The 19,182-nt window shown below is 65.1% G+C and carries 21 protein-coding genes; 9 read left to right on the forward strand and 12 right to left on the reverse strand.

Annotated elements, in window-relative coordinates; genetic code table 11:
• Positions 1 to 139 precede the first annotated feature (139 nt).
• Together AB7245_RS02515 and AB7245_RS02520 are read left to right on the forward strand one after the other, a co-directional pair.
• A complete protein-coding gene (locus tag AB7245_RS02515; RefSeq protein WP_439033840.1) occupies positions 140 to 1,576 on the forward strand; it encodes an MBOAT family O-acyltransferase in 1,437 nt (478 codons plus the stop codon).
• Positions 1,576 to 2,676, forward strand: a complete 1,101-nt coding sequence (locus tag AB7245_RS02520) for a hypothetical protein (RefSeq protein ID WP_439033841.1) — start codon at positions 1,576 to 1,578, stop codon at positions 2,674 to 2,676. Before AB7245_RS02515 ends, AB7245_RS02520 begins: the two co-directional genes overlap by 1 nt.
• Positions 2,677 to 2,931: 255 nt before the next feature.
• Here the strand turns inward: AB7245_RS02520 and AB7245_RS02525 are convergent, their stop codons facing one another.
• From AB7245_RS02525 to AB7245_RS02535, 3 genes are all read right to left on the reverse strand, one after another.
• Positions 2,932 to 4,119: a pyridoxal-phosphate-dependent aminotransferase family protein gene (locus AB7245_RS02525; protein WP_439033842.1), complete on the reverse strand. Its 1,188-nt coding sequence runs from the start codon at positions 4,117 to 4,119 to the stop codon at positions 2,932 to 2,934.
• A 164-nt stretch (positions 4,120 to 4,283) separates the two neighbouring features.
• Positions 4,284 to 5,009, reverse strand: coding sequence for a thermonuclease family protein (locus tag AB7245_RS02530; RefSeq protein ID WP_071908582.1), 726 nt, complete (start codon positions 5,007 to 5,009; stop codon positions 4,284 to 4,286).
• A 295-nt stretch (positions 5,010 to 5,304) separates the two neighbouring features.
• Entirely contained in the window at positions 5,305 to 7,032 is a 1,728-nt protein-coding gene (locus AB7245_RS02535; RefSeq protein ID WP_439033843.1) for a hypothetical protein, read from the reverse strand.
• A 421-nt stretch (positions 7,033 to 7,453) separates the two neighbouring features.
• Between AB7245_RS02535 and AB7245_RS02540 the strand changes: the two genes are divergently transcribed.
• Complete coding sequence (locus AB7245_RS02540) at positions 7,454 to 8,305, forward strand: caspase family protein (protein ID WP_439033844.1); 852 nt, start codon at positions 7,454 to 7,456, stop codon at positions 8,303 to 8,305.
• A 260-nt stretch (positions 8,306 to 8,565) separates the two neighbouring features.
• On the opposite strand, the gene AB7245_RS02545 is transcribed toward AB7245_RS02540, so the two are convergent.
• The 3 genes from AB7245_RS02545 to AB7245_RS02555 all read right to left on the reverse strand — a co-directional run bounded on the left by AB7245_RS02545 (position 8,566) and on the right by AB7245_RS02555 (position 11,105).
• On the reverse strand, positions 8,566 to 9,453 hold the full coding sequence (locus tag AB7245_RS02545; protein ID WP_439033845.1) for an efflux RND transporter periplasmic adaptor subunit: 888 nt from the start codon (positions 9,451 to 9,453) through the stop codon (positions 8,566 to 8,568).
• Between the two features lie 275 nt (positions 9,454 to 9,728).
• Entirely contained in the window at positions 9,729 to 10,844 is a 1,116-nt protein-coding gene (locus AB7245_RS02550; protein WP_439033846.1) for a lactonase family protein, read from the reverse strand.
• A gap of 123 nt (positions 10,845 to 10,967) precedes the next feature.
• Entirely contained in the window at positions 10,968 to 11,105 is a 138-nt protein-coding gene (locus tag AB7245_RS02555; protein WP_175627410.1) for a hypothetical protein, read from the reverse strand.
• 143 nt (positions 11,106 to 11,248) lie between these two features.
• Between AB7245_RS02555 and AB7245_RS02560 the strand changes: the two genes are divergently transcribed.
• Together AB7245_RS02560 and AB7245_RS02565 are read left to right on the forward strand one after the other, a co-directional pair.
• Positions 11,249 to 11,425: a hypothetical protein gene (locus AB7245_RS02560; protein WP_155794778.1), complete on the forward strand. Its 177-nt coding sequence runs from the start codon at positions 11,249 to 11,251 to the stop codon at positions 11,423 to 11,425.
• Positions 11,426 to 11,511: 86 nt separating this feature from the next.
• The gene (locus AB7245_RS02565) at positions 11,512 to 11,634 is read left to right on the forward strand and encodes a hypothetical protein (protein WP_256376446.1); all 123 of its coding nucleotides are present in this window, start codon (positions 11,512 to 11,514) and stop codon (positions 11,632 to 11,634) included.
• A 30-nt stretch (positions 11,635 to 11,664) separates the two neighbouring features.
• On the opposite strand, the gene AB7245_RS02570 is transcribed toward AB7245_RS02565, so the two are convergent.
• Positions 11,665 to 11,961: a transcriptional regulator gene (locus AB7245_RS02570; protein ID WP_439033847.1), complete on the reverse strand. Its 297-nt coding sequence runs from the start codon at positions 11,959 to 11,961 to the stop codon at positions 11,665 to 11,667.
• Here AB7245_RS02570 and AB7245_RS02575 point away from each other — a divergent pair.
• Together AB7245_RS02575 and rpsU are read left to right on the forward strand one after the other, a co-directional pair.
• Positions 11,921 to 12,247: a hypothetical protein gene (locus AB7245_RS02575; RefSeq protein WP_439035781.1), complete on the forward strand. Its 327-nt coding sequence runs from the start codon at positions 11,921 to 11,923 to the stop codon at positions 12,245 to 12,247. The two genes, AB7245_RS02570 and AB7245_RS02575, sit on opposite strands and share 41 nt — an antisense overlap.
• Positions 12,248 to 12,433: 186 nt before the next feature.
• A complete protein-coding gene (gene rpsU, locus AB7245_RS02580) occupies positions 12,434 to 12,715 on the forward strand; it encodes a 30S ribosomal protein S21 (RefSeq protein ID WP_063980487.1) in 282 nt (93 codons plus the stop codon).
• Here the strand turns inward: rpsU and AB7245_RS02585 are convergent.
• The 3 genes from AB7245_RS02585 to AB7245_RS02595 all read right to left on the reverse strand — a co-directional run bounded on the left by AB7245_RS02585 (position 12,705) and on the right by AB7245_RS02595 (position 13,656).
• Positions 12,705 to 12,983 (reverse strand): DUF1488 domain-containing protein, encoded by a 279-nt coding sequence (locus AB7245_RS02585; RefSeq protein WP_028149308.1) that lies wholly within the window; start codon positions 12,981 to 12,983, stop codon positions 12,705 to 12,707. The genes rpsU and AB7245_RS02585 overlap by 11 nt on opposite strands.
• A gap of 117 nt (positions 12,984 to 13,100) precedes the next feature.
• Positions 13,101 to 13,397, reverse strand: a complete 297-nt coding sequence (locus tag AB7245_RS02590; protein ID WP_028149307.1) for a hypothetical protein — start codon at positions 13,395 to 13,397, stop codon at positions 13,101 to 13,103.
• Positions 13,390 to 13,656, reverse strand: coding sequence for a hypothetical protein (locus AB7245_RS02595; protein ID WP_085403708.1), 267 nt, complete (start codon positions 13,654 to 13,656; stop codon positions 13,390 to 13,392). Before AB7245_RS02595 ends, AB7245_RS02590 begins: the two co-directional genes overlap by 8 nt.
• Before the next feature lie 370 nt (positions 13,657 to 14,026).
• Here AB7245_RS02595 and AB7245_RS02600 point away from each other — a divergent pair, with 370 nt between their 5' ends.
• On the forward strand, positions 14,027 to 14,350 hold the full coding sequence (locus tag AB7245_RS02600; RefSeq protein ID WP_049807642.1) for a hypothetical protein: 324 nt from the start codon (positions 14,027 to 14,029) through the stop codon (positions 14,348 to 14,350).
• A gap of 35 nt (positions 14,351 to 14,385) precedes the next feature.
• Here AB7245_RS02600 and AB7245_RS02605 read toward each other — a convergent pair whose 3' ends face one another.
• Positions 14,386 to 17,049 carry a bifunctional diguanylate cyclase/phosphodiesterase gene (locus AB7245_RS02605; protein WP_439033848.1) on the reverse strand — a complete coding sequence of 888 codons (2,664 nt, stop codon included), beginning with the start codon at positions 17,047 to 17,049 and terminating at the stop codon, positions 14,386 to 14,388.
• Positions 17,050 to 17,207: 158 nt separating this feature from the next.
• A complete protein-coding gene (locus AB7245_RS02610) occupies positions 17,208 to 17,903 on the reverse strand; it encodes a hypothetical protein (protein WP_439033849.1) in 696 nt (231 codons plus the stop codon).
• A 188-nt stretch (positions 17,904 to 18,091) separates the two neighbouring features.
• On the opposite strand from AB7245_RS02610, the gene AB7245_RS02615 reads away from it, so the two are divergent.
• Positions 18,092 to 19,132 (forward strand): LysM peptidoglycan-binding domain-containing protein, encoded by a 1,041-nt coding sequence (locus AB7245_RS02615; RefSeq protein WP_439033850.1) that lies wholly within the window; start codon positions 18,092 to 18,094, stop codon positions 19,130 to 19,132.
• The last annotated feature ends 50 nt before the right edge of the window (positions 19,133 to 19,182 follow it).

The raw sequence follows: 19,182 nt of genomic DNA on the forward strand, positions 1-19,182 counted from the left end.
AGGCGCGTGTTCCACCTTATATCGTCCCGATTCCACGAATTGCCAGCGGCGCTGCGCCAAGGACTGCGCCAAGTCGCCGGGTTGTTGATCGCCCCCTTGTATGCTTTAGGGGCGATACCCCCGCCGCCGGTCCAGCCTGATGCTGTTCAATTCCTACTCGTTCATCCTGCTGTTCCTGCCCGCCGTGCTGGCCGGCTATTTTTGGCTCGGGCGGCGCAGCAACCTGGCGCCGGTGATCTGGCTGGCGCTGGCCTCGCTCGCCTTCTACGCCATCGGCAGCTGGCAGTTCGTGGGCCTGCTGCTGGTCTCGATCGCCTTCAACTACGGCGTCGGCTATCTCCTGATCGCGGCGGAGCTCGCCCCAGTGCAACGAAAGGCGGCGCTCGCGCTCGGCGTCGTCGGCGACCTTCTCGTGCTCGGCATCTTCAAATATGCCGGCTTCGTCGCCGAGAACATCAATGCGCTGGCCGGCACGCATGTCGCGGTCCATATCCTGCTGCCGGTCGGCATCTCCTTCTACACCTTCACCCAGATCGCGTTCCTGGTGGATGCGTATCGTGGCCAGGTCGCGCGTTACGCCTTGCCGCACTATGCGCTGTTCGTGACCTACTTTCCGCACCTGATCGCGGGGCCGATCCTTCACCACAAGGACATGATTCCGCAATTCGAGCGGAAGGAGACCAAGTATCCGGACGCGCACCTGATCCTGTGCGGAATCGTCATCTTCGCGATCGGCCTGTTCAAGAAGACCTGCCTTGCCGACGGCATCCAGCCGCTGGTGGCGCTCGCCTTCGAGGCGCGCTCGCCGAGCTTTGATCAGGCCTGGTGCGGTGCGCTCGCCTACACATTCCAGCTCTATTTCGACTTCTCCGGCTATTCCGACATGGCGATCGGGATATCGCTGATGTTCGGCATCTTCCTGCCGGTGAATTTCAACTCACCCTACAAGGCCACCAGCATCGTCGAGTTCTGGCGCCGCTGGCACATGACGTTGTCGCAGTTCCTGCGCGACTATCTCTACATCTCGCTCGGCGGCAACCGCCGCGGCCGTGTGCTGCGCTATGTCAATCTGACGATCACGATGCTGCTCGGTGGGCTCTGGCACGGCGCGGCCTGGACTTTTGTCGCCTGGGGCGCGCTGCATGGCGCATATCTCTGCGTCAATCATGCCTTCAACGCGCTGGTGCCCAACGTCCCGACGTTGCTCGTGCGCCCGGTCCGCATCGTCGGAGCCATGCTGACGTTCCTCGCCGTCGTCGTGGCCTGGGTCTTCTTCCGCGCCGAGAGCGTTACTTGGGCGCTGCGCGTCCTCCACGCGATGGCCGATCCGTCGAATATCGTCCTCGGCCGCGAGGAGGTCGCCGCCTTGGTTCTGGTGTCGATCTACGCCGCGCTGGTGTGGCTGGCGCCGAACACGCAAGCGATCATGGGATACGATCACGACAACCGCAGGGTCGGCGAGGCCCTGCCGGCAGGGCGGATGCGGCCGCTGTTTCTCTACGGCGCGTCGCTGGTGCTCGCTCTCGGGATTCTCGGGATCCAGAGCTACAGCGAATTCATCTATTTCCGGTTCTGATGCGGGGCAATTTCACACATCTGAGACGTCTTCTGCTCGCCAGCATCACATGCGTGCTGGGCGCGGCGGTGCTCACCTATCTCGTCGATCCCCTGCAACTGTTCCGTCCGTCGCGACTGGCCTTCTATTCCGACGACACGCGCGTGCAGAATGCCGGCTTGATCCGCAGCCAGTCGTTCGACACCGCCTTCATGGGCACCTCGCTCGCGATCCATTTCCGCCAGAGCGACATCGATCGCGCGCTCGGTGTCCACTCGCTCAAGCTGGCGATGACCGGGTCCAATTCGCGCCAGCAGGGCTTTGTGCTGGAGCGGGCGATCGAGCGCGGCGCCCGGCGCGTGATCTGGGCGATGGACGATTTCATCTTTGTTGATGCGGCCGATATCGAGGCCGATCCCTTTCTGTCCGTCGATCTCTATCGCCAAACAACGAAGGGCATCGCGTCCTATCTGTTCAGCGCCGCGATGGCGAAGGAATCCCTGTTCGCGCTGCTGCGGTCGATCCCGCCGCTGCAGCGGCCGCTGACCCAGGCGGCGCCGTTTCTCCCCGTCAAGTTCGCGCTGTCCGACGTCGACGACATCTACGCGCTGCCGCGTGATTTCGACATTGCGCGTGACTACAATGCGATGAAGACGCTTGCCTCGTTCGCCTACATCACGAGCCCCGTGCGCAGCCGCTTCCTCGGCGAAGGCTACGGCTACGACGCCATGCTCCGGCATTTCGAGCGCGACGCCGTCGGGTTGATCACGCGTCATCCGGACGTGACCTTCGACATCTACTTGCCGCCCTATTCGATTCTGCAGTTCGTGGCGATGCGCGATGCCTCGCCTGCGACGCTGAAGATCGTCACCGACCTCACCGCGCGCATCGCCGAGCGGCTGACGCAGCTTCCGAATGTGCGTCTGTACGATTTCCGTGCGATCAGGGCGGTGACGCACGATCTCGATAACTACAGCGACGTCATCCACCATTCGCCGGCCGTGGACGCGATGGTGCTGAAATGGCTGGCGAGCGGAGAGTATCGCGTCGATCCTGAGGCGCCGCTCGCGTCGCTTGATGCGCTGAAGGTTCAAGTCGAAGCGTATCGAGTCGCGCGCTGAACTTCCCCTCTCCCCCTGTGGGAGAGGGTGGCTCGCCGCGTAGCGGCGAGACGGGTGAGGGGTATCTATCCGCGAGTCCATCTCGCGATTGAGTTCGCTGAGACAACCCCTCATCCGGCGCCATAGCCGAAGCTTCGCTTCGGCGTTTCTAAGAACGGCGGCCGAAGGCCGCCTACGCCACCTTCTCCCACAAGGGGAGAAGGAAGAAAGAAGCCGTGCGTTCGCAGGAACGACGGAGGTGCTTGTGGCTTACCGCTACACCGCCACCTGCTCGCCGAGATACGCGACCGCGGCTTCCAGCCCGCCCTTGCCGTGCGGGATCTTCAGCGCATTCAGCCCGATCTCGACCACCCCCAACGTGCCGAGCAGCATCGGCGCATTGACGTGGCCCATATGGGCGATACGGAAGGCTTGTCCCGAGAGATCGCCGATGCCGGTGCCGAGCACGACGCCGCACTTGTCCTTGCAATAGCGCTGCAGCAGCGCCGGATCGTGGCCATTGCTCATGGTCACCGTGGTCACGGTGTTGGAGCGCTCGCTCGCCTCCGCGACGTTGAAGCCGAGCACCTGGCCCTCCGACCAGGCGGAGACGGCGCGGCGCGCGGCCTCGCCGAGCAGACTGTGGCGGCGGAACGCGTTTTCGAGCCCTTCCTCGTGCAGCAGGTCGATCGCCTTGCGCAGCGCGAACAACAGATGCACCGGCGCGGTGCCGGCATATTTGCGATAATTCTCGCTGCCCTCGCGCTCGCTCCAGCTCCAATAGGGCGTCGACATGTTGGCCGTCTTCTGCACCTCGAGTGCGCGCGCGTTCGCCGCGACGAAGCCGAGGCCGGGCGGCGTCATCAGGCCCTTCTGCGAGCCGGACATCGCGACGTCGATGCCCCATTTGTCCATCTCGAACGGCATGCAGCCGAGCGAGGCGACAGTGTCCACCATATACAGCGCGGGATGGCCGCTGGCCTTGATCGCCTTGCCGATCGCCTCGATGTCGTTCTGCACGCCCGAGGCCGTGTCGACCTGGACGACGACGACGGCCTTGATGGTGTGCTCCTTGTCGCGGCGCAGGCGCTCTTCGACCTCGTGCGGCCGCACCGCGCGGCGCCAGTCCCCCTTGAGCACCTCGACCTCGGCGCCCATCAGGGCGGCGGCGTTGCCCCAGCCGATCGCGAAGCGCCCGCTCTCCAGCACCAGCACCTTGTCGCCGCGCGACAGCACGTTGCTCAGCGCGGCTTCCCAGGCGCCATGGCCGTTGGCGATGTAGATGTAGGACTTGCCCTTGGTCGCGAACAGCTTCGAGATGTCCGCGAGAAGCGTATCGGTCAGCTCGTGCATCTCTTTGGAGTAGATGTCGATCGCCGGACGATGCATCGCCTGCAGCACCTCGTCGGGCATCGTGGTGGGCCCGGGGATGGCCAGAAATTCCCGGCCCGCGCGAACGGTCATTGCTGTTGGTCCTTGTTGCTTGAGAACAGGCTGGTGGGTCGCTGACTCACGTTCTACGCGCCGTGGAAGCCCAAGAAAAGCACGCAAAACGCAGGTCTGGGGTGGTTTTTGTTTCGAGCATGGTCTTGTCGGAAAACCGCCTCACACTTTTCCGGACCATGCACTCATCTCTTGGTCTCGCGGCAGCCGGCGGCTTCGGCCTCTTCCACCGAGCAGAACCAGCGGGTGCCCTTGCTGATCTTCATCTTGATCTGGGTGTACCAGCGGCTGGTCGGCTGGTGATAGATGCACTCGCCGGCGGTGTTGACGTTGCCCTTGATGGTGCAGTCCGGCGAGGGCGCGACCGGCCCGGAGGCCGAGGCGAGCAGCACCGCATGCGCGCCCTCGGGCGGCTTGGTCGCGCCCAGGATGGTGGTCTTCTTGTTGCGGACGCGCCAGTCCCACGGCGCGATGAAGGCGCCCTGCCACATGCCGGCCTTTGCCTCGCGCGCGGCGGCTTCATCGGGTTCGTAGTCGTGAGAGACGCGGGTGTAGGCAAGTGCCCAGCCGCTGCGCACCAGCCATTTCTGGATGTCCTCGCCGCCGACCTCGCAGCGCGCCACGGTGCGGCCGCGCCGGTCGATCGCGCGGGCGTGGCAGACCCAGTTCTTGCCCTCGGTGTATTTGGCGAGCTCGTCGCGCGCCGCGATGCCGCAGGTCCAGCGCTCGGTTTTTGTATTGAGGCAGAGCTGGTCGACCGCGGGTGCGTCGATGCCGCCGAGCCGGACCCGCGTGTTCCCGATCAGGACGGAATCGCCGGAGCGGACCTTTGCGGTGCCGGTGATGTCGGCGGCCTGGGCCAGCGAAGGGATGGCGAGCAAAGACAGCGCAATCAGGAATTTTCGCAACATGCCGGTCCGCGTGTGAGGAAAATCTCGATAGACGTCGCAATTGTGGTCGGCTTTTGGCCGCCCGGCCAGCGCCTGCCCAACGATTGAGCTGTCAACTTCCCGTCATTGTAGCGTGGCTTGCTTACCCTCCCCTGGAGGGGGAGGGTCGGCACGCGATCGAGCGAAGCGAGATTGCGTGACGGGGTGGGGTGATCTCTCCACTCGGGCGCTGTTCGTCGCGGAGAGACCGTCACCCCACCCCGCTCGCGCTGCGCGCAATCGACCCTCCCCCTCCAGGGGAGGGTAAGAGGACTCCTCACCCCCGCGCCATCGCCCGCTTCGCCACGGCCAGCCCCATCAGCACGAAGGCCGACGTCACCTCGGGACCACCCACCAGAATCCGCGTCGGCGTCTTCATCTTGTTCCATTCATAGGCGCGGAACGGGCCGCGGCGACCGCCTTCGCCGAGGCTCGCGACGATCACGTTCAGCGCCGGCGCGAAGGCGCGCGGGTCGGCGCCGAGATGGCCGAGCGCGATCAGCGCCAGCGCCGCGTCGAACACGTTCATCTCCGCGGCCATCAGCTCGCCCTTGACGTAGGAGAGCACGCGATGGCGGATGAAATCGAAATCGCCGTCGGGGTCGATCGCCGCCTGCGCCGCCAGCGGCAGCGCCAGGAAGGCCGCATAGCAGCGGCCGAAATAGGCGCTGTAGAGCTCGGGCAGATAGTAGATGTGCGAGCGCGGATTGGCGAAGGCGCCGCTGGCGGCGAGCCGCTTCTGGAAGCCGATGATGCGATGCACGGTCGCCAGCCGCGCCGGCGTCTCCAAAATCTTCCAGCGCGCGAGGTTGCGGAAGCTCACCTCGAGAATGTCGAGATTGAGCGTCGGATCGAGATCGTTGCCGTAGGGCCGCTCGCCTTTGAGGTTATCGATCCAGGTCGCGACGCCGCCCTCGTAGTCGATGTTGTCGTTGAGCGGCACGGTCACGCGCGGCTCGTTGACGCCGGCGAGCACCTGATAGCCCGAATAGAAGTCCAGCAGCGGCTGGTCGATGATCGGATCGGTGCAGCCGGCTTGCGTCGCTGCCGAGATCGAGCACGCCGTGGTGTCGCAATCCGGCACGTAGACGCCGAAGCCGAGGTCCTGCTTGATCTGGGCGAAGAAGCGGGAGAAGCGCGGATGCGGCGCCGGCGCGAGCGCGGTGATGACATTGAAGCGTGCGCCGTCGATGCCCTCGACCTCTTCGCGGCTGATGTTGACGCAGAAATCGACCATGTCGGCGATCGCACGCTCGGATGCAATCTTGTCGGCCGGCGAGGCGAGCCCGGTCTCGACATAGCTCAGCAGCGCCTCGATGAAGAACGCGTCGTAATAGGCCGAGCGGTGTCGGATCTGCACCGGCTCCCACATCGGCTCGGCAATGCCGCTCCAGGGCGGATTGACGACGGCCGCTGCCTGTGAGCGCGCGATGAAGACGCGGGCGAGGTTGAACAGCAGCGAGGAATTCTTGTAGCCACGCGCGTTCAGCCCCGTCAGCGCCATGGTCAGCTCGCGCCCGCGGACATCGGGGTCGCCGATCAGGTTGAAGGCGGCATAGGTCGGCAGGAAACCGTTCTTGCGGTACGAGCCGAGCAGATGCTGCGCGCAGTCGCGGATCACGCCGTCGATCTGCGCTTGTTGCGGCGCTAGGCCGGTGAATATCGCCGGCGGCGGCTTTGGATGATCGAGCGCGATGCTGTCGACGAGATCGGCGACGGGCTGGCCGACCGCCGCCCAGTCGGGCTCGGCGTCGTCGCGTGCCCGCACCAGTGCCGTGCGAAGCCGGGTCAGCTTCGCCTCGTCGCGCAACTCGGGCAGCCCGGCGCGGCGGAGCAGGATCCGCAATGCGGGATTGCCGAGCGCGGTCTTGTAGAACTTGGCCAGATGCGGATCGCCGCTGGCTGGGCCCGACAATACGGGATCGCAGACGTCGTAAAGCGAGGGGCCGTCTTTTCGCGCCGTCAGCGCCCGGCAGGCGGCGCCGGCAAAATAATGAAAGCTCATGAAATACCTGGTCGCGGGGCTTTGGCCGGGGGCCGGCCGGCGCGCTCCCATCTGCGCGCCACCCCCTCCAAGTCTTTGAAAAAGCTACCCGGATTCGCGGGAAATTCAAATGTGATGGCGGTCACGGAAAAATCCGGCACGGGAGCTGCTTGATTAAGGCCGTTACAAGGGGCTCGCGACGAAAAAACGTGCAAATTCTGCTCGGAGGATTAACCAATATCTTCAGTCACTTAGCTCAAATTTTGAGCGATCTATTGCCGGGGAGGAGATATCCGGTTAAGGCTTTGTTTGGTGCGGCGCCGCAAATTGCGCGCAGTTCGGGGGCACATCCCCGGCCAATCCCTCAAACCTGAAGCCACCATCGCGCTACTCAAACATTGTGCGCGCGCTTGGCTGGTCTTTGGCACAGGAACGAACCGAGATGAATGTAAGGCAGCTCGAGCTTTCCAGGCGCACGATTGCGGTGGCCGCAGCCCTCATCGGCACGGTGTCGCTCGTGATCGGCGCCCATGCTGCCCTCAACATGCGCGCGATCGATGCCGCCAAGGCCGTGTCGACCGACGAGGTCACCGGCTCGATCGGCCAGTCGTCCCGCCTCGCCCTCGTCATCGGCAATGGACATTATCCCGACGCCAGCGCGCCGCTGACGCAGTCGATCAACGACGCCCGCGCGCTGTCCTCGTCGCTCCGCAAGAGCGGCTTTGACGTCGATATGGTGGAAGACGCGACCAAGGACGACATGGTCCGCGCCGTCAACCGCCTGAAGTCCCGGATCAAGCGCGACACCGTCGTCATGCTGTTCTTCGGCGGCTACGGCGTGCAGGCCGGCCGCGAGAGCTACATGCTGCCGGTCGATGCGGTGATCTGGAAGGAAAGCGACGTCCGCCGCCAGGGCGTCTCCATCGACGGCGTGCTCGACATGATGAAGGAGCAGGGCGCCAAGGCCAAGCTCGTCGTCGTCGACGCCTCCCGCCGTAACCCCTACGAGCGCCGCTTCCGCTCCTACAGCCATGGTCTTGCACCGATCAGCGCGACGGACAACGCGTTGATCCTTTCCTCGGCTTCGCCCGGCAAGGTCGTCGACGACGACAAGGGCGAGCACAGCGTGCTGGTCGGCGAGTTCCTCACCAACCTCACTGCGCAGGGCAGCGCCGAAAGCGTCTTCAACAAGACCCGCGTCGCCATCTCCCGCGCCTCCGAAGGCGACCAGGTCCCGACCATCTCCTCCTCGCTGCTCGAGGACGTCCATTTCGGCGAAGCAGCCGGCGGCTAGCCGCAAATTGTAGGGTGGGCAAAGGCGCAAAGTGCCGTGCCCACCATCTCTCCAAGAATTCGATAGAAGATGTGGGCACGCTTCCGCCTTCGCTCGCCGAGCTACGGCGGACAAGTCGCTTTGCCCACCCTACGGTATGCGCGTGTAACGCACCTCTGCCCCCACATCGTCATTGCGAGCGCAGCGAAGCAATCCAGGGTCTCCCCGCGGAAAGATTCTGGATTGCTTCGCTTCGCTCGCAATGACGGTTGAGGCGAGACTTACTTCGCGGCTTCCGTGGCCATCACCGGGCGCACCGGATCGCCTTCGCGCAGGATCGCGCCGGCGCGGGCGACGACGATATCGCCTTCGTTGAGGCCGTCGCGAACCTCGATATTGCCGCCCGACATCAGCCCGATCTCAACCCGCTTGGTCTCGACGCGGTTGCGGCGGATCACCTGCACCACGGTGCCGGCGGATGAATACTGTATCGAGGTCAGGGGCACCGCGACGTTGCAGCTCTGCCCGGTCTTGATCAGCGCGCGCCCGCTCGCGTTCAGCAGCAGCCGCTTCTGCGAGGAGATGCCGATATAGACCATGCCCTGCTGGATGTTCGGCTCGACGGTCGGTCCGATGCGGCGCACCTTGCCGTCGAGATCGCCCGCGCCGGCAATGCGCACCGTCGCCTGCTGGCCGACCGCGAGCTTCCGAATATCGGTGGTCGCGACCAGGCCGACGAGATCATATTCGCTGCGCGCCACGATCGTGAACAGCGCCTCGCCCTTGGCCGAGGCGAGGTTGCCGATCTGCGCGGTCGAGGTCGCGATCACGCCCGCCACAGGGGCGGTAACCTGAAGCGTGCCGCCCTCGGGCAGCGCCAGCCGCGCCAGCACCTGGCCGGCCGTGGTGGTGTCGCCGGCTTCCGCCAGCACGTCCGTGACCTTCAGGCCGGGACGTTCCGGCCGCACGGAGGTCTCCTCGCGCGCGATGATCGTGCCGGTGGCCTCGACGATGTCGGAGAAGCAGGATTTTGCGACCTTCAGCACCGTGACCGCGGGCCCCTTGGGCGCGTCGTCATCGGCGGCGCGCGCGGGCTGGGCGGACAGCAGAACCAGTCCGGCGAGAGCAACGAGTTTTTTGGGAAAGGAACGCGCAGGCAATGGACGCATCGGTCATTCCGGTTGGCCGCAAGAAGGCTTCAATCGATAGCAGAAGCGGCAGCAGCGGGCCATGGGCTGACCGGATGAGAAATGCCGCAGCGCAGGCGGCGCGATGCCGCCCGTTGATTTAGTCGCTGCATAAGCGAAGAGGTTCGCCGGTGGTTGCCGCCCGACAAACTCGTCATGCCCGGGCTTGTCCCGGGCATCCACGTTCTTCGCACCGCGGGCAAGGCGTGGATGGCCGGGTCAAGCCCGGCCATGACGCTGTGGAGGCACTGGATCCCTCACGGCAGACTCAAGAACTCCACCCAGTTCGGCTTCTTGCCGGTGGGATAGGATTTCAGCTTGGCGAGCGCGCCGCTGCTCTGGTCGATCGCATAGACCGTCATGCTGTCGGAGAGCTCGCCGACCGCGGCGAGGTAACGCCCCGACGGATCGATGTGGAAGCCGCGCGGCTGCTTCTCCGTCGGTACGCTGCCGATCGCGGTCAGCTTGCCGCTTGTTGCGTCGACCTTGTAGCCGGCGAGCGTGTTGGTGGTGCGCTCGGAGGCGTAGAGGAAGCGGCCGTCCGGGGTGATGTGGATGTCCGCGGCCCAGGGCTTGCCGGAAAAGCCTTCCGGCAGCGCGGTGGTGCGCTGGACCTCGTCCCATGCGCCGCTCTTGGCCTCATAGCTGAACGCCGCGACGTCGCCGTTCAGTTCATGGATGAGATAGACGAACTTGCCGTTGGGATGAAACACGAAGTGCCGCGGTCCCGATTTCTCCGGTACCTTGGTCACCGGCGGATCGCTCGGCGCCAGCGTGCCCGCGACTGCATCGAACGCGAAGGTCAGCACCTGATCCGAACCGAGATTGGTCGCGAACACGAAGCGGTTGTCGGGCGAGGGCAGGAAGGCGTGCGCGTTCAGCCCGGTCGGAATCACCTGCTTCGGCTCGCCGGCGACGCCGTTGGCGAGCAGCGGATTGAGCGCGACCTTGTTGCCGCCATAGGAGGCGCTGAACAGGAATTTGCCGCCGCCGTCGACGGCGATGTTCGCCATGCTGTCGGCGAGCGGACCATTGCCGATAGGGCTGAGCTGGCCCGTCTTGGGATCGATCGCAAAGCTCACCGCGAGGAATGGCTGCGAGCGCACGCCGGCAATCAGCACGCGGTGGTCGGGCGTGATCGCGAGCGGTGTCGAGGAGCCGGGCTTGTCGACGCCGGTGAAGGCGGCGGTCTGCACCGGTGTCATCTCGCCGCTCTCGGCCAGCTTGAACACGCTGATGTCGTTGCTGTCGGCGTTGCCGACATAGGCGAAGGTCTCGGCCATGCCGGGGCGGACTCCAGAAACGAGGGTGAGGAAGGCGAGGGTGGTGGCGATCGCAGCGCGTGGCGCGATGCGGCGTGTCGGTTTCGGCATGGGGCTCCTCCTTACAGCGTTACGGCCTTGTCGTTTTGTCCGGAGGATAGCGGGAGCCGTGCCGCCGTACCAAGTTCCGGTTGAAGATCGATCGATGCCGAAATTGTATCGGTCGCGCGGTGGCTACCGCACTGCGGCCGTCTGGCTGCGGGAGGGCAGATGCGGGCCGGACGCAGTGTTGGGTGCCCCGAGCAGGCCCCACACGGCCACCGCCAGCAGCGCGCAGGTCAAAATGGTCCAGGCGACCAATCGTTTCCGCATCAAGCCAAGTCCATCCGTTGTTTGAAACCCCGGGGCCCGCACATGATCGTGCACTGCAAACGGCGACGATCCTATGAACTCGTTCACAGGCACAACATCACATCGGCATTGCGAACCAATGCCGCGGGAGTGCATTGACCCATATGCCCCGTGAAAACGACCTCGAAGGCAAGCCCGACATGGGCGGCAAGCATGGCGGCCAGAAAGGCCAGCCCAAGCCGCCGCCGCGCCCGCGCGAGGGTCCGCGCGATGAGGACGTCGTGGCAAAGCGCCACACCGGCCAAACCGATCGCACGCCGCCGCCGACCAAACAAAAATAGCGCTGTATTTCGCGCCGGGAACATCAGCCTCGCCTTGCCGTTATGCTGATCCCGCAAGCGGACGAGGTCGAACCGGAGGCTGGCACGTGTTTTGGATCTATTGGAACACCGCTTGGTCGCTCATCATCAGCGGCATCATGTTCACCACCATCGTCACCCATCCCGACGCCGAGTTCGCCGAGATCCGGGCGGCAAAGCAGGCGAAGTGAGCCCGCGCGCCTGAGGCCCGATCTCCGGGGCTATGAACCGTTCGCGGGTAGCGATGGCTGCTCCGCCGGCGGCGTCGAAGACGGCTTTCGCGCCGCTCTGCTCGCGCGCTTCCTGACCGTGGGCGCCGGCAAGGTCGCCTGAAGGGCTGCGTCAGCCGCTTGCTTGGCTTCGCGCGCCTCTCGAAGCCGCGCCATGTTCTTGCGAACCTCGATGGACTGCCTTTCGACGTCTGCCATTGCAAGTGCTCCCTCTTCGGCGGCGAGGCGCCTGCGATTGGAGCGCGCGATGCTTTCGGGTGACAGCTCGGCGGATTTCCTGGCGCTCATGCTTCACTCCGTTGTGCAACCGGCAAAACCCGCGCAATCCGGGGATCGAACGGGCTGGCGCGCGACAATCGCGCGAACACTTTCAACTCCGTCGATGTCTTTGGAAAAGGTGCCCGCAGGCGCATTCAACAAGGCACAGCGGTTGATCGAACGCCCTCGATATATGTTCCGTTCAATTTTCTGCAAGGACGGCAAGGCGGATTTGGCTCAGCCAGGCAGCTCCAGCGCCTCGATCGAGGGGCTTCACGCGATCCGGTCGAGGTGCGGCCAAGGCTTTATCGATTGACAGGGCTGCATGAGAGTGGTCACGTGCCAACGCGAAGTTGCATCGCTGTGACAAGCGCATCGACTTGTCCGAAGCTGGCGACGAATGTCGCAGCGCTATCCTCAAAATTCGCAATGAAGCTCCTGCGCAATTGGCTGCCATGCAGGGCGTGTCGCATTTGCAGCCCCAAGCGAGGAGGAGGATCGATTGCAGGTACTCGTCAGAGACAACAATATCGAGCAGGCACTCCGTGTTCTCAAGAAGAAGATGCAACGCGAAGGCGTCTTCCGGGAAATGAAACAGCGGCGTTCCTACGAAAAGCCCTCGGAGAGAAAGACTCGCGAGAAATCCGAGGCCGTTCGACGCGCCCGCAAGCTCGCGCGGAAGCAGGCAATCCGCGAAGGATTGCTGCCCGCGCCGCCGAAGAAGAAGCCTTTTGAGCGCAAGCCGCCCCTGCCGGATGTCAAGGCTCGGGTCCCTATAGCCTGAAGTCGATGCCTCGCAGCACGATGCCGGGCGGCGTGCCTTCGAACTCCGTCGCGCGATATTTGCTCGCCGCGCGTGCTTCGATGCGATCCCGCAGGCGAGTGAACTGGGCCTCACGTTGCTCGGGCCTGACCTGCGGGCTGGGCTCGAGGTAGTCCATCGCCGAGGTCGAGATTGCGCAAGGAATCTCCCTGGCGCCGTCATGCATCGAGAACCGGACGATCATCCGATCGTATTCGTGGCCGATAAAGCGGCCGCTGGTCAATGTCATGGCTTACTCCGTCACCTGATTGCTTCTTGGCATGATTGTCCCTCAAATCATCGCCGCCCGATTCCCGGTTGGCCGGAGCATGGCGCGCGTCGAGACTGCAGGCGGTCGTCGTTTGCCTCAGTCATCCCCCGACAGCCGGACGAAATCGTCCAACAGCGCAGCCACCAGCGCGCGGTGGCGTGTGTCCTCGGCGGGCAGGCTCGCAGCATAGAGGTTGAGCAGATGGCGCGCCTTCACCGCCGCTTCCGGCCAGGACGTGGCGGGCACCGTCATCATGCGGTTCTCGAGATCGGCCTCGCGCTCGCGCAGCTCCCTGACATTGGCCTCGACCTCGGCCAGCGCGCGGCGCAGGTCGGTCGCCTTCTGCGCAGCCATGCCGCGGTGCTTGTCGAGATCGACGGTGCGGTCAGTCATTCGCCACGCTCGCGTCTGCGGCCTGCGCGTTCGCAAGATCGACCGAGCCGATCGACAGCATCTCCATGGTTCCGCGGGGGCCTTCGGCGGGCACGGTGATCATCGTGGCAACGCGGCGATAGGCCGCGAAGGTCAGGCCCTCGATCGCCTCCTCGTCAGTGACGACCTCATAGGCGCCGGCTGGCAACATGCGCTCGACGCCGCGGATGCGGAACGGATGCCTGAAGGTGACGGTTTCACGCCGCGAGCGGATGGTCATGCACGCCTGCCTTTCGCAAGTGAAGCCCCAACCGGTGCCGGCCGTCACGACCATGCGCGCTCGCCGCAGCAATAGCCAGTACTATCGTCGCCGGGCCGGCAAGCGACGATGTCACAGCAGCCATTGTTTCCGCAGCATTTTAACCCTCGCTATTGGCTCGGTGCGGGCGTAGGGTCGCTGCCATCACCGCACGTCTCAACGGCTTCGACCGGTGACTGAGGGGCACGTGTGCTCCCGCCGAAGGCTTCGCAGGAGCGTTCGATGGCGTGCGTTCGCATCGCGGATCGGATCGTGCCGCCGGTGATGGTTCCGCGGTTTCTTCTGCTTCTCGTCGGCGCGGCCGCCATCTTCAATGGCTAGGGCAACAATTGTGCCGTATCTGGTCAGCGGGACCAACGAATACGGCAGCTCCAATCTCGGTCGCGGCAAGGCGACGTTCGCGCTGCGCCTCGCTCGAAAACTGCTGCGCGAAGGCTACATGGACGTCAGGGTCTGCACCCCTCGTGGACGGCTGCTGCAATCGGATGAGCTCGACGAGCTCGAACCAACGGAGAGCGACATGGCAAAGGGCCAGCAACGCGGTAATCGCGAAACCAAGAAGCCGAAGAAGGAAAAATCCAAGGTGATCGCGGCGGCGCCGAGCCGCAAGGAAGCCGCCTGGCAACCGGATTTCGGACCGGCGAAGAAGAAGTAGCGAGGCGTCGGCGAGGGATGGGGTGACTGGCCGCGCTAAGCCGCCACCGCCTGCGCCGACAACAGCTGCCTCAGCTTCGCCGCCGGCACGGCGGGGCTGAACAGCCAGCCCTGCATCTGGCTGCATCCGAGCTGCCGCAGCACTTCGCGCTGGGCTTCGGTCTCGACGCCTTCGGCCGTCGTCGCCATGTGGCGGGCGGCCGCCATGTGCACCACCGCCTGCACGATCGGAGAGGAATCCTCGGACTGGCCGATGTCGCTGATGAAGCTGCGGTCGATCTTGATCTTGTCGAACGGGAAGCGGTGCAGATAGCTCAGCGACGAATAGCCGGTGCCGAAATCGTCGAGCGCGATGCGCACGCCGAGCTCGCGCAGCTGCTGGAGAATCGTCAGCGCCTCCTCGTCGTCGCGAATGAGCACGGTCTCGGTGACCTCGAGCTCGAGCCGTCCGGGCGCAAGTCCTGACTCCGCGAGCGCGGCTGCAACCTTCAGCGCCAGCGTCCTGGCGCGGAACTGCACCGGCGAGACGTTGACCGCGACGTGGATATCGCCGGGCCAGCTCGCGGCCTCGGTGCAGGCCTGCTTCAGCACCCATTCGCCGATCTCGCCGATCAGTCCGGTCTCTTCCGCGACCGGAATGAAGTCGGCGGGCGAGATCATGCCGCGCTCGGGATGGCGCCAGCGCAGCAGCGCTTCGCAGCCGTTGACCACATTGGCCGCGAGATCGACCAGCGGCTGGTAGTGCACCTCGAACTCGCCGCGGGCGAGGGCCTGGCGCAGGTCGAGCTCGAGCTGGCGGCGCAGCCGCGCCTTGGCGTCGTATTCGGGCACGAAGAGGCGGAAGGTGCGGCGGCCCTCGGACTTCGCGGCATACATCGCGAGATCGGCGCGCTTGAGCAGATCGTCGAGATTGTCGCCGTGATCGGGCGCGATCGCGATGCCGATGCTGGCATCGGTCGGGATCTCCTGGCCCTTGCAGTCCACGGGCGTACGCAGCGCTTTCAGGATATTTTCCGCCAGCGCCGTCAGCTCGGCCCGGTCGCTGGTGCCGGCCTTGACGATGGCGAATTCGTCACCGCCCAGGCGCGCAACGAGGTCGTTGCCGCTGACGCAGGCGCGCAGGCGGTTGGCGACCTGGCGGAGCAGCTCGTCGCCGACCTCGTGGCCGAGCGAATCGTTGACGCCCTTGAACTCGTCGACGTCGATGTAGAGGATCGCGAACGGCTGGCCCTGGGCAAGCTCCGCGATGCGGCGCTCCAGATGGCCGCGCATCAGCACGCGGTTGGGCAGGTCGGTCAGCGCGTCGTAATGCGCCATATGCGCGATGCGCTCGTCGGCGCGGATGCGTTCGGTGACGTCGTCGTGGGTCGCGAGCCAGCCGCCGGCGGCGCCGGGCTGGTTCTTGATCTCGATCAGGCGGCCGTCCGCGGTCTCGACGACGGCGCTCTGGGTTCGCCCGGTATTGCTCAGAATGTCGTCGCAATAGGACGCGACGTCACCGTGGAACGAGCCGGTGTCATGGCGATGCTGGATCACGTCGCGGAAATAGGCGCCGGGCTTCACCACGTCGGCCGACAGTCCGTACATCTCGATGTAGCGCCGGTTGCAGACGATCATCCGCTCGTCCTGGTCGAACATCAACAGGCCTTGCGTCATGGTGTTCATCGCGGTGTCGAGCTGCTGCTTCTCCGCGGCGAGCCTGCGCGTCATCTGGCGGAAGATCAGGAACAGCGTGAGCACGAGCAGGCCGATCGACAGCACGGCGACGGCGACGAAGAATTTTGTCTGCGTCCGCCAGGTCGCCAGCGTCGCGTCCAGCGATTTGGTCGCGACCACGACCAGCGGCTCGCCGGTCAGGAGGCGCGCGGCGACGATGCGGTCCTTGCCGTCGATCGGGCTGGCGAGCTGCGTCGTGACGAAGGTGCGCTCGAACACCGCCATCTGCTCGCGCGTGCCGTTGCGAAAATTCTGTCCGATCATCGCGTCGACATGCGGAACGCGCGCGAGCAGCTGGCCATTCTGGTGGTGCATCGCGATCGAGGATTCCTCGCCGAGCCCGGCCGAGGCGAAGAAGGATTCGAGCTGCTCCGGCGAAATGGCCCGCGACACCGTGCCGAGGAATTCGCCGTGGGGACCGGAGACGCGCCGCGCGAATACGATCGCAGCTCCGTTGCCGAACCGGCCGGGCACGACTTCGATCTCTTCCTGTGAGGCCGGATCGTTCCTGAGGCGATTGAAGTAGCCGCGGTCGGCGACCGAAATATCGGCGACCGGCCAGCGACGCGACGAGTTGATCAGCACGCCGTTGGAATCGAACACGTTGGCGCCGGCGACGTCGGACCAGCCGCTGGCCTTTGCGCGCAGCACCTCGTGCATGGCCAGCGTGGCCATCTCGCTGCGGAAGAGATCGGCGGATGCGATGCCGTGACTTTCAAGCTCGGCGATGACGCTCTTCTGGAGCACCGCAAAGTCGGCGAATTCGCGGTCGAAATGCCGGGCGAGCATGCGCACGGAGTTTTCCAGGCTGTCGCGGCCGCTCTCGATTGCATTTTGCCGGAAACGATCGACGGTGAGCGCGGTGCCGATGGCCATCGCGACCATCAGCACGAAGCCGCCGGCGATCAGCCACGTCAGCGGCGCGCCCTGCCAACGGCGGAGCAACGCGCGCATGCGCGTGGTCCATCGGATTGATGTGCCCATCCAGCCCTCCCGTGGGATGCAAGATGCAGCAAAACCGACAAGAGCCCGTTACCAGTAAGGGTTAGGAAAACATGAATCGGAACGGAATCAGAGGGTTGATTTCCCTCGATCGGCGGGAGCTCCGCAGGCTGGATTTACGGTGACGCGATTCCGGGGGATCACCGGCGGATTTCCCACCTCAAGGCTTCCGCATTCTTCTTGGCGAACGTCTCGGGCACGTCGAACTTTCCGGTCTCGAGATCATAGCGGCAATGCCAGCCGCCCAGTCCCTTCATGGCGACGTTCTTGGGATGATTGTCATATTCGCCCGACAGCGAGATCACGAGGTAGCGGTTGTTGGGCCAGTCCATGCCGAGCGAGCGATAGGCCTCTTCCGTACCCTCCATGAGATTGGCCGAGATGTGGAAGTCGAGCTTGGCGAACCTCTTCGTCTCCGGCCGGCCGTAGAAATAGGCCCAGGCGAGATCGCTGAGCGGCTTCTTCGTCGCGCTCGCGAAGGCGCCCTTCTCGACATGGTAGAGATAGAGGTCCTGCTCGCCCGAGCCGGTCTTCTGCATCCGCACCAGCCATTGCGAGTCGCCGGTGAAGCGGAAGCCGGCCCCGTAGCCCTGCTCGGGCTTCAGCTCCGTCATCTGCTCGCCGCGGCGAGCCCAGACCTGCCATTTAACTTCCCAATCCCCGCCGTCCTTCATGTACTGCTCGATCCTGGTGGCGCCATCGGGCGAGGTGAAGGCGAGGCCGGCATTGTTGGTGAGGATGTAGTCCGGCGGCGGGCCGGATGCGGCGAGCGCCGGAGAGGCGACGAGCGTCAGGGCAAGCACCAGCCATGGTGCGAGACGGCAAAATGCGGTCACGGGAAAAAAATCCTCAAGAAATGACCGCGATGCGGCCTCGGTGATTTGACGCCGCCGGTGCCCCGCCGGTTCACGCCGGGCGTGCCGGAACGAAAGGTGCATCATCCCAATGATCGACTTGCTGACGCAGCCAAATCGGCGCAATTTGCCGGCCTCGGTTGATTTGCGATCCAAGGGTTCATTGTCTGATGATCACCGCTTCCAAGGCCTTCATTGCATTCTGCCTGCTCGCGGTGGGCGGCACCCTGCTGGTGATCGGTCCCACCGAGCTGCGCCGCCTGCTGCCGGGCGGCGCGCAGACCGAGATCGCCGTCGCCGCCAGGCCGGAGGCAAAGCCCGAAGCCAAGGCGGAGACCAAGGCCGAGATTAAGGCCGAGATTAAGGCCGAGACCAAGCCAGAGCCGAAGCTCGCCGCCGCCGCGCCGCCTGCGCCATCGGAGTCCCCGGCCTCCGCGCCGAAGGTGGATGCGCTGGCCGAGACGCAGAAGCAGGCCATGGCGCTGGCCGATCTCGTGCCGGCCAAGCCACCGGCGGCCGCGACCGATGCCGGCCCGCGGTTCGACGTCGCGCGCGTCGACGATCACGGCGAGGCGGCGGTGATCGCGGGTCGCGCCGCGCCGGGTGCACAGGTCGAACTGCTGCGCGACGGCAAGCCGCTCGACACCGTGGTCGCCGATGCCTCGGGCCAGTTCGTGATGACCCCGCCGCAGCTTCCCGCCGGTTCCTATGAACTGACCCTGCGGGCGAAAGCGCCCGACGGTACCATTACGCAATCGGGCCGCAGCATGCCGGTGATCATCGCGGAAGCTGCGCCGTCGCCCGCGCGCCCCGCGCCGGCACAAGCGCCGAAGCAGGCCGAGAGGCACGACGACAAGTCTGATGTCGTGGCATCCCTGCCGTCGGCTTCGTCGCGTCTGGCATCGGCGTCCGACCGGCCCGCGGCCCGGCCGAGATTTATCGGTGCACCGAAACCCAGGGTCATGGCGCGAGCGCCCGCGGCCACGACCGTTGCATCGGCGTCGCCAGCGGACGCCATCAGCGGCGCACCGGCCGAAGCAGGCGGCAACCGGGTGATCTCCCGCGGCGACAGCCTGTGGGCTCTCAGCAAGCTCGCTTACGGCGATGGCTCCCGCTACGCGGTGATCTTCAACGCCAACCGGGGCAAGATCCACAACCCCAACCTGATCTATCCCGGCCAGACTTTTGTGGTGCCGCAGAAGGCGGAGTGAGACCGCATCGGCAACGCCGGTGCGCGTTGCGACGCTTTGCCCTCCGTCTC

Origin of the sequence: Bradyrhizobium sp. 604_D8_N2_3, from assembly GCF_051810765.1 — a bacterium.
In the GTDB taxonomy this organism is placed as follows: domain Bacteria; phylum Pseudomonadota; class Alphaproteobacteria; order Rhizobiales; family Xanthobacteraceae; genus Bradyrhizobium; species Bradyrhizobium barranii.

Excerpts from the sequence above, each read along its gene's own strand:
- AB7245_RS02575 (WP_439035781.1), top strand. The coding sequence starts at position 11,921 with ATGCTTTCGGGTGACAGCTCGGCGGATTTCCTGGCGCTCATGCTTCAC.
- AB7245_RS02590 (WP_028149307.1), bottom strand. The coding sequence starts at position 13,397 with ATGACTGACCGCACCGTCGATCTCGACAAGCACCGCGGCATGGCTGCG.
- AB7245_RS02535 (WP_439033843.1), bottom strand. The coding sequence starts at position 7,032 with ATGAGCTTTCATTATTTTGCCGGCGCCGCCTGCCGGGCGCTGACGGCG.
- AB7245_RS02605 (WP_439033848.1), bottom strand. The coding sequence starts at position 17,049 with ATGGGCACATCAATCCGATGGACCACGCGCATGCGCGCGTTGCTCCGC.
- AB7245_RS02525 (WP_439033842.1), bottom strand. The coding sequence starts at position 4,119 with ATGACCGTTCGCGCGGGCCGGGAATTTCTGGCCATCCCCGGGCCCACC.
- AB7245_RS02595 (WP_085403708.1), bottom strand. The coding sequence starts at position 13,656 with ATGACCATCCGCTCGCGGCGTGAAACCGTCACCTTCAGGCATCCGTTC.
- AB7245_RS02540 (WP_439033844.1), top strand. The coding sequence starts at position 7,454 with ATGAATGTAAGGCAGCTCGAGCTTTCCAGGCGCACGATTGCGGTGGCC.
- AB7245_RS02555 (WP_175627410.1), bottom strand. The coding sequence starts at position 11,105 with ATGCGGAAACGATTGGTCGCCTGGACCATTTTGACCTGCGCGCTGCTG.
- AB7245_RS02545 (WP_439033845.1), bottom strand. The coding sequence starts at position 9,453 with ATGCGTCCATTGCCTGCGCGTTCCTTTCCCAAAAAACTCGTTGCTCTC.
- AB7245_RS02585 (WP_028149308.1), bottom strand. The coding sequence starts at position 12,983 with ATGACATTGACCAGCGGCCGCTTTATCGGCCACGAATACGATCGGATG.
- AB7245_RS02530 (WP_071908582.1), bottom strand. The coding sequence starts at position 5,009 with ATGTTGCGAAAATTCCTGATTGCGCTGTCTTTGCTCGCCATCCCTTCG.
- AB7245_RS02515 (WP_439033840.1), top strand. The coding sequence starts at position 140 with ATGCTGTTCAATTCCTACTCGTTCATCCTGCTGTTCCTGCCCGCCGTG.
- AB7245_RS02615 (WP_439033850.1), top strand. The coding sequence starts at position 18,092 with ATGATCACCGCTTCCAAGGCCTTCATTGCATTCTGCCTGCTCGCGGTG.
- AB7245_RS02550 (WP_439033846.1), bottom strand. The coding sequence starts at position 10,844 with ATGCCGAAACCGACACGCCGCATCGCGCCACGCGCTGCGATCGCCACC.
- AB7245_RS02570 (WP_439033847.1), bottom strand. The coding sequence starts at position 11,961 with ATGAGCGCCAGGAAATCCGCCGAGCTGTCACCCGAAAGCATCGCGCGC.
- AB7245_RS02560 (WP_155794778.1), top strand. The coding sequence starts at position 11,249 with ATGCCCCGTGAAAACGACCTCGAAGGCAAGCCCGACATGGGCGGCAAG.
- AB7245_RS02520 (WP_439033841.1), top strand. The coding sequence starts at position 1,576 with ATGCGGGGCAATTTCACACATCTGAGACGTCTTCTGCTCGCCAGCATC.